The sequence below is a fragment of the Mesotoga sp. Brook.08.YT.4.2.5.2. genome (assembly GCF_003351125.1).
In the GTDB taxonomy this organism is placed as follows: domain Bacteria; phylum Thermotogota; class Thermotogae; order Petrotogales; family Kosmotogaceae; genus Mesotoga.
The window spans coordinates 222,321-228,320 of the sequence record NZ_JPGZ01000040.1; the positions used below are offsets into that span (position 1 = coordinate 222,321).

The window sequence follows — 6,000 nt, forward strand, 5'->3', positions numbered from 1 at the left end:
GAAGATGATAGAATTGCATTAGTATTATACAGAATTGAATAGACTAAATCCAGAAGAGAGCAATGGAGAGCGTATGATTAGAGGGATCATTTTCGATCTGTTCGGCACTATTGTAAGTAATAGAAGGCTTTTCAGACCAATTTGCTCGAAAATGGCAGAAGACGTTGAAGTTCAATCGGAAGAGATAGAAAGAGACTTTGTCAGTCTATACAGAAGGTACTTCAATGACTGTCATAAGATGCCGTTTCAACCTGAGAGATACTACTACTATCTCCTTATAGCGGATCTCATCGACAAGTACAAGTTGCCGGGAGATATGGAATCATACTGTAATTACATGTATGATTCTTTTTCAGAACTGCCGGTTTATCCCGATTCAAGGGTCTTGAAGAGGATCTGCAAGGACTATAAAGTTGCAATTCTGACGAATGCCGATGACGTCTTTGTCAGAAAAGTGGTTGAGAGAAATAGAATCCCTCATCATGTGCTATTGACTTCCGAAACGGCAAGATCATATAAGCCTTCAGAAGTGATTTTCAACGAGGTTCTTCTAATGTTGAAACTTGCCCGGAACGAGGTTTTGTTCGTTGGCGACAGCATACAGGTCGACATGCTTGGAGCCGCCGGAGCTGGAATTAAGGGTATACTTATTGATCGCTCAAAGTCTTATTTTGATTACGCACCCAGAATCGAAAGTTTGGAGGATTTGCCTAGTTTGCTAAGGCAGTATTGAGAGCAGATTCGAATTCTGTCAGGACTCTGTCGATATCATCGCGCGAGACATTCAGATTCGTCACAAAGCGCCACTCTCCACCTTCTGGGGGATTTATCTTAATACCTTTATCCAGCAGTGTTGCTACTATAGGTTGTGAACTGACTTTCTTCGTGATTCTGAAGAAGACCATGTTTATATCCAGCCTTTCATTGAAGACATCCACATTTGGGATCTTCGAAAGGCCTTCGGCGAGATACTTCGCATTACAATGGTCGATTGAAAGACGATCTGTCATCCCTTCTAGAGCATATATTCCTGCTGCCGCGATGATTCCGACCTGGCGCATCGCTCCTCCCATAATCTTTCTTCCCTTTCTTGCTTTGGCAATGAACTCCTTGGTCCCGGCTAGCATTGAACCAATCGGCGCCCCAAGTCCTTTCGATAGGCAGAACATTACCGAATCGGAATTTGCGGCGATTTCTGCCGGGCTAACCCCTGAGGCGATTGCAGCGTTGAAAATCCTCGCTCCGTCTAGATGGAGGGGGACATTTCTCGCTCTTGCCAATTCGTAGACTTCACTCATATACTTTAGAGGGAGTGTTATACCGCTTGAGTGCGCGTTTTCAAGGCAAATGAGGCCGGTTCTAGGATAATGAAGGTCTTCTGATCTGATCGCTTTCCTTATTCTCTCCACAGAGGGCATCCCATCGTCACAATCAAGGGTTCTCATTTGAACGCCCGCTATGACCGCAGAAGCACCTGCTTCGTGAACTATTATATGATTTGAGGCCGGGATTATTACTTCATCACCCCTGAGCGTGTGAGTAAGAATTGAGAGCTGATTTCCAAAAGTTCCGGAGGGTACAAAGAGAGAGGCCTCCTTTTTGAGAATACTTGCTGCTATCTCTTCAAGCTTGTTTACTGTCGGGTCGTCTCCGTAAACATCGTCTCCTACTTCGGCGTTGGCCATCATCCGGCGCATTTCCTCTCCTGGAACTGTAACTGTATCACTTCTAATATCGATCAGCTTCACGACAGCACCTCCAAAGGTTTGTTATGAAAACAATTATAAACCAAAATCACGATATTGAAAAAAAGCCGGATCTGATGATCCGGACTATATGGGGTTCCTATCTAAGGGGGATAGGGGGGTTATAAACTATAATTATTCTAATTTGTTTTTGTTAATATCACTTTGTGTTAATGGGGCAACATTATGCAGGATGAATTACTTATTGCTTAATACCTGATCGAGATATTAACCTAGCGCTGTCTGAAATCAATGGCTGTAGCTACACTATATAGGTGCTTATAGAAATGACACTGCAAAATGCAGTAGATAGATGTTACGCTAGAAGAAAGATATTCTCGAGAAAAAGAAAAATCGCGGTTCCGGCAAAGCCTTCATATCTTGCCTGCTCTTCACTGTTCTCGAAATGTTCTCTGTGTACCTTATCTAGCCTTCTTCTTGCGCCGGGTAGGGTTCTTAGAAACCTATCAAGTGTCTCGCAAGGGTAGCGATCGGATTCTCCACAATTTGAAATAGCCCTTTTTTCACAACAGATCTTGAAGGGCAACCTTCGCACAGTCTGAAATGCACATCACCGTGGCAACCGCTGCAGTTGATATCCATGAAGTTGAGGTCGAATCCGAAATCTTTTGACCATCTACTTGCCGTTTCCCTTCTCATTGAATCATCGTTGGCTAGAGTGGCTCTGTATGTGTCGCACTTAGTGCAGTCGATCCCGCAGAATGCTATCATATTCATACCACCACCTGAACCTGCGACAATCAATAGCGTCTACTCATGAGTAGAGCATAGCATTATGAGAGAAAAAGACAAATCTATGGAGGTAGAACTTGAAACCAATAGTAACCGAAGAGGTTTACAAAGTGAGATACTACGAGCTGAAGAACGATTGGAAGGCCTCAATTTCTGCTATTATGGATTATTTTAACGACATAGTCACTCTTCAGACAGTTGAGATCGGTCACGGCGTGGAGGTTATGAGTAAGGGCGAATATGCCTGGCTTCTGCTTCGTTGGGATATTGCAGTTAGCAGGTATCCAGATTTCATGGAGAGCGTGGTTGTCAGGACTACCCCGCATTCAATGGACAGGTTCTATGCTTATAGGCGTTTCGAGATATTCGACAATTCAGGGCTACGTATTGTTGAGGCAAATTCGCAGTGGATCTTGATCGATCAGAATCGACGAAGACCTGTTCGAATTGGAGAAGAGCTCTACAGAAGATATGGTATTGACGAGGGTTTTCACCGACCACTTTCTTTCCCTAAGATCTCTGTGTTTGAGTCAAAGGGAGAAATGACTACTCTGAGAGTTCGAAAGTCAGATCTAGACACTAATGGTCATTCGAATAACGTATCGTATGTCAAATGGCTTATGGAAGCGATTCCGGAAGAATTTGATGGCAAGACACTTCGAAGACTTACTATTGAGTACCGGCATGAATCTAGAAAAGAGGATGAGGTTCTTGTGGACGGGGTATTTCAAAATAAAAGTAGTTTCGTTGAGGGCCTTCATAGAATCAGCAAGCGTGAAAAGCTTCTGACGCTAGCCAGAACAGAGTGGATATGAAGGACGGTGTGTGCCGTCCTTCTTAAACAAGAGTATCTGGATCTACGTAGTCTTCCAGCCAATAGGCATCAGGATTTCTATCGAAAGCCATAAAGAGATCGTATCTTCTGGGATCTGCGGCTCTATGGTACTTCATATATATTTTGTTTTCATCAAGACCTACATATTCAATCTTTCCCGTTGCATGAGACATAACAAATCGAGCTCTCTTGGCAAGGCCCGAGACACCGTCTATCGACTTCTTGAAGATTTCGTAACCTCTTTCGGCAGGGACTGCGTAGGTGTGATTGCCTTTTGTAGGTCTGCACTGGAATACATAATAAGGGGGAATCCCAATGAACGAGAGCTTCTTGAATAGATCTGTCATGACCTCAACGCTGTCGTTCACTCCTCTTATCATAGGTGTTTGGTTGCATATTACCGCTCCGGCATCCCTCAAAATGTTTAGGCCCTTTACCGCTTGATCTGTCAGTTCTCTCGGGTGGTTAAAGTGGGCCATTATATAGATTCTCTTCTGTGGAGTACTGTACTTACTGATCATTTCTGGCAGATCGGGATCGTTTATTATCCTATAAGGATTGAATGCAACCATTTTACTCCCGAACCTTATTATGCCCACGTGATCTATTTCTCTTAGCTGTCTCACAATGTCACCGAGTTTTTCTGTGGATAGTATTAGTGAGTCTCCTCCTGTGAGAAGAACATTTGTAATCTCTCTGTGTTTCCTAATATACTCTATTCCTGGCCTGACGTCATTCACTACCTCTTTGTTGTCTGTCGAAAAGAGTCTCTTTCTAAAGCAGAACCTGCAAAAGCTTCCACAGACCTTCGAAACAAGGAGCAAAGCAGTATCTGTGTACTTGTGTTCCGTTCCAGGGGCTACAGCATACTTGTGCTCCTGAGAAGCATCCAAATCCCCCCACTCGTCGAGTTCTTCAAGATCGGGAACGATTATCCTCTTTATTGGGTCGTGAGGATTATTCCAGTCAATAAGTCCCAGATAATAGTCGTTGGCCCTAAAGGGATAGACTTCCGTAACCCTTCTTATTTCTCTTATCCGTTCTTCACAAAGGCCCTCGATTTTGTCAACACTTGTGAGGTATTTAGGACTATGCAAATTCACCACTCCTTACATTTGGATTTAGTTACACTAGAACACTTCTCTTCTGAATCGAGAAGGATCACAAAAAACCAGATTCCCGGACAACTGGACTACTCAACGTTAACCATGAAGCTACACTTATCCTAGAGGAACACGAAGAATCAATGATATTAATCATACGAGTAAGCCAGCTTCGCACTCAAGAAACATGAGTCTGTGCACAAATAACGATAAATTATAACACATGAACTACTCTGCCTCGCTTAGATCGACGCATGATCTTGTTATGGATCTTCAAATGAGCTTTACAAGACCATACACCTAGGGGGTATAGAGAGAAGTGAAAAGCCCCTCCGGAAAGAGGGGCTAGTATTGGTGAAATATCGGGAGTTCTATTCGGTCACTAGAATGATATTTCCCATGTAATCGCCTGCAGGAGAGTATATCTTTCTGTTGAGTTGAGAATCAACATCATCAAATACCGCAGTACCGATTAAAGTATCTCCCGATTCGTTGACCGCGAAGAAGTGAATCTCATTGAAGTCGAAGATCCAGTCTGTTTGAATTACTGACTGTCTTTCCCGAGACAGAATCTCGTGCTGACCAGCAACGATTCTTACCAAATCACTATCAACTGAGCGAAGTGCATATGAGATTATCGTTACCTTTTCTGAGGTTTCAACCATAACTGTGAATCGATTCTCTGTTTTCATTCCCTTTTCGTCCATGACTTCCAGGAGGACCTCATTCTTTCCGATATCTTTTCTGGTGGGAATGAATGAATACCTCCCTTCAACTACTTCGCCAGGTCCCGACAAAAGTCTGAATTCAAGATTATCGCCATCTGGATCGCTCGCGAACTCTCTAAGGTATAAAGAATACTCGCTTCCTACCTCCGCGATGCCGTCTGGTATGAATAGATCTGCTGGTCTGTTCTTGTCTCTCACGTCTATTCTAATAAGAAGGCTATCCGACAAACCGAGGCTGTCGTATGCAGTGACAGTGGCGAGTTTCTGCCCCTGGTCGTTGTAGCCGGGAGAGAATACATAACTGGACTCCTCTATTCTTCCATAACCTTCCATCTCAAACTCAAGATCATCTCCATCGGGATCGAAAAAGAGACTGCTCAGGTCCAGGTTAAGGGTGAATGTCTCCATAATCGTTGTATTCAGCGAAGGGATGACCTTGACAGGGGCTCTGTTCACGTTCTCAACGTCCACGGTAAATGTGCCGATGCTTTCGAGTCCCTTGCTGTCTCTGGCAAGCAATTTGACTTCATGAGTGCCTTCTGAGTCGAAATCGGGAGAGTAAAGATAGTGACCATCTTCGATCGCGCCGGGTCCTTCAACGATTTCGAAATCCAAATCATCTCCATCGGGGTCGAAAACGAAAGCCCTGAGATATATCCTTAAGGTCTCACCCTCTTTAACTCCCCAATCTGGTATAGATACTGTTGGCGGTCTGTTGACGTCTATAACAGCTATGTTTATGGGTAGCGAAAGGCTACCTCCCTTACCGTCTGAAGCGGTTATGATTACGCTCTTCTGTCCGGCTTCGCTGTGGTTGGGGGAGTACGAGTAATAAC

General features: G+C 44.0%; 6 protein-coding genes. 2 read left to right on the top strand and 4 right to left on the bottom strand.

Annotated features, from left to right (window positions below; genetic code table 11):
- Nucleotides 1-73: 73 nt before the first annotated feature.
- Nucleotides 74-733, top strand: coding sequence for an HAD family hydrolase (locus Q502_RS11290; RefSeq protein ID WP_099829974.1), 660 nt, complete (start codon nucleotides 74-76; stop codon nucleotides 731-733).
- Here the strand turns inward: Q502_RS11290 and ltaE are convergent.
- A complete protein-coding gene (ltaE, locus tag Q502_RS11295) occupies nucleotides 711-1,748 on the bottom strand; it encodes a low-specificity L-threonine aldolase (protein ID WP_099829975.1) in 1,038 nt (345 codons plus the stop codon). The genes Q502_RS11290 and ltaE overlap by 23 nt on opposite strands.
- Nucleotides 1,749-2,201: 453 nt before the next feature.
- Nucleotides 2,202-2,477, bottom strand: coding sequence for a DUF3795 domain-containing protein (locus Q502_RS11300; RefSeq protein ID WP_165775364.1), 276 nt, complete (start codon nucleotides 2,475-2,477; stop codon nucleotides 2,202-2,204).
- Between the two features lie 98 nt (nucleotides 2,478-2,575).
- Between Q502_RS11300 and Q502_RS11305 the strand changes: the two genes are divergently transcribed.
- Nucleotides 2,576-3,313: an acyl-[acyl-carrier-protein] thioesterase gene (locus tag Q502_RS11305; RefSeq protein ID WP_099829977.1), complete on the top strand. Its 738-nt coding sequence runs from the start codon at nucleotides 2,576-2,578 to the stop codon at nucleotides 3,311-3,313.
- Between the two features lie 22 nt (nucleotides 3,314-3,335).
- Here the strand turns inward: Q502_RS11305 and Q502_RS11310 are convergent, their stop codons facing one another.
- Together Q502_RS11310 and Q502_RS14335 are read right to left on the bottom strand one after the other, a co-directional pair.
- Entirely contained in the window at nucleotides 3,336-4,430 is a 1,095-nt protein-coding gene (locus Q502_RS11310) for a KamA family radical SAM protein (RefSeq protein WP_099829978.1), read from the bottom strand.
- 377 nt (nucleotides 4,431-4,807) lie between these two features.
- Nucleotides 4,808-6,000 (bottom strand): Ig-like domain-containing protein (locus tag Q502_RS14335; protein WP_408949746.1); only part of this gene is annotated, 1,193 nt, incomplete at its 5' end.

Excerpts from the sequence above, each read along its gene's own strand:
- Q502_RS11290 (WP_099829974.1), top strand. The coding sequence starts at position 74 with ATGATTAGAGGGATCATTTTCGATCTGTTCGGCACTATTGTAAGTAAT.
- Q502_RS11300 (WP_165775364.1), bottom strand. The coding sequence starts at position 2,477 with ATGATAGCATTCTGCGGGATCGACTGCACTAAGTGCGACACATACAGA.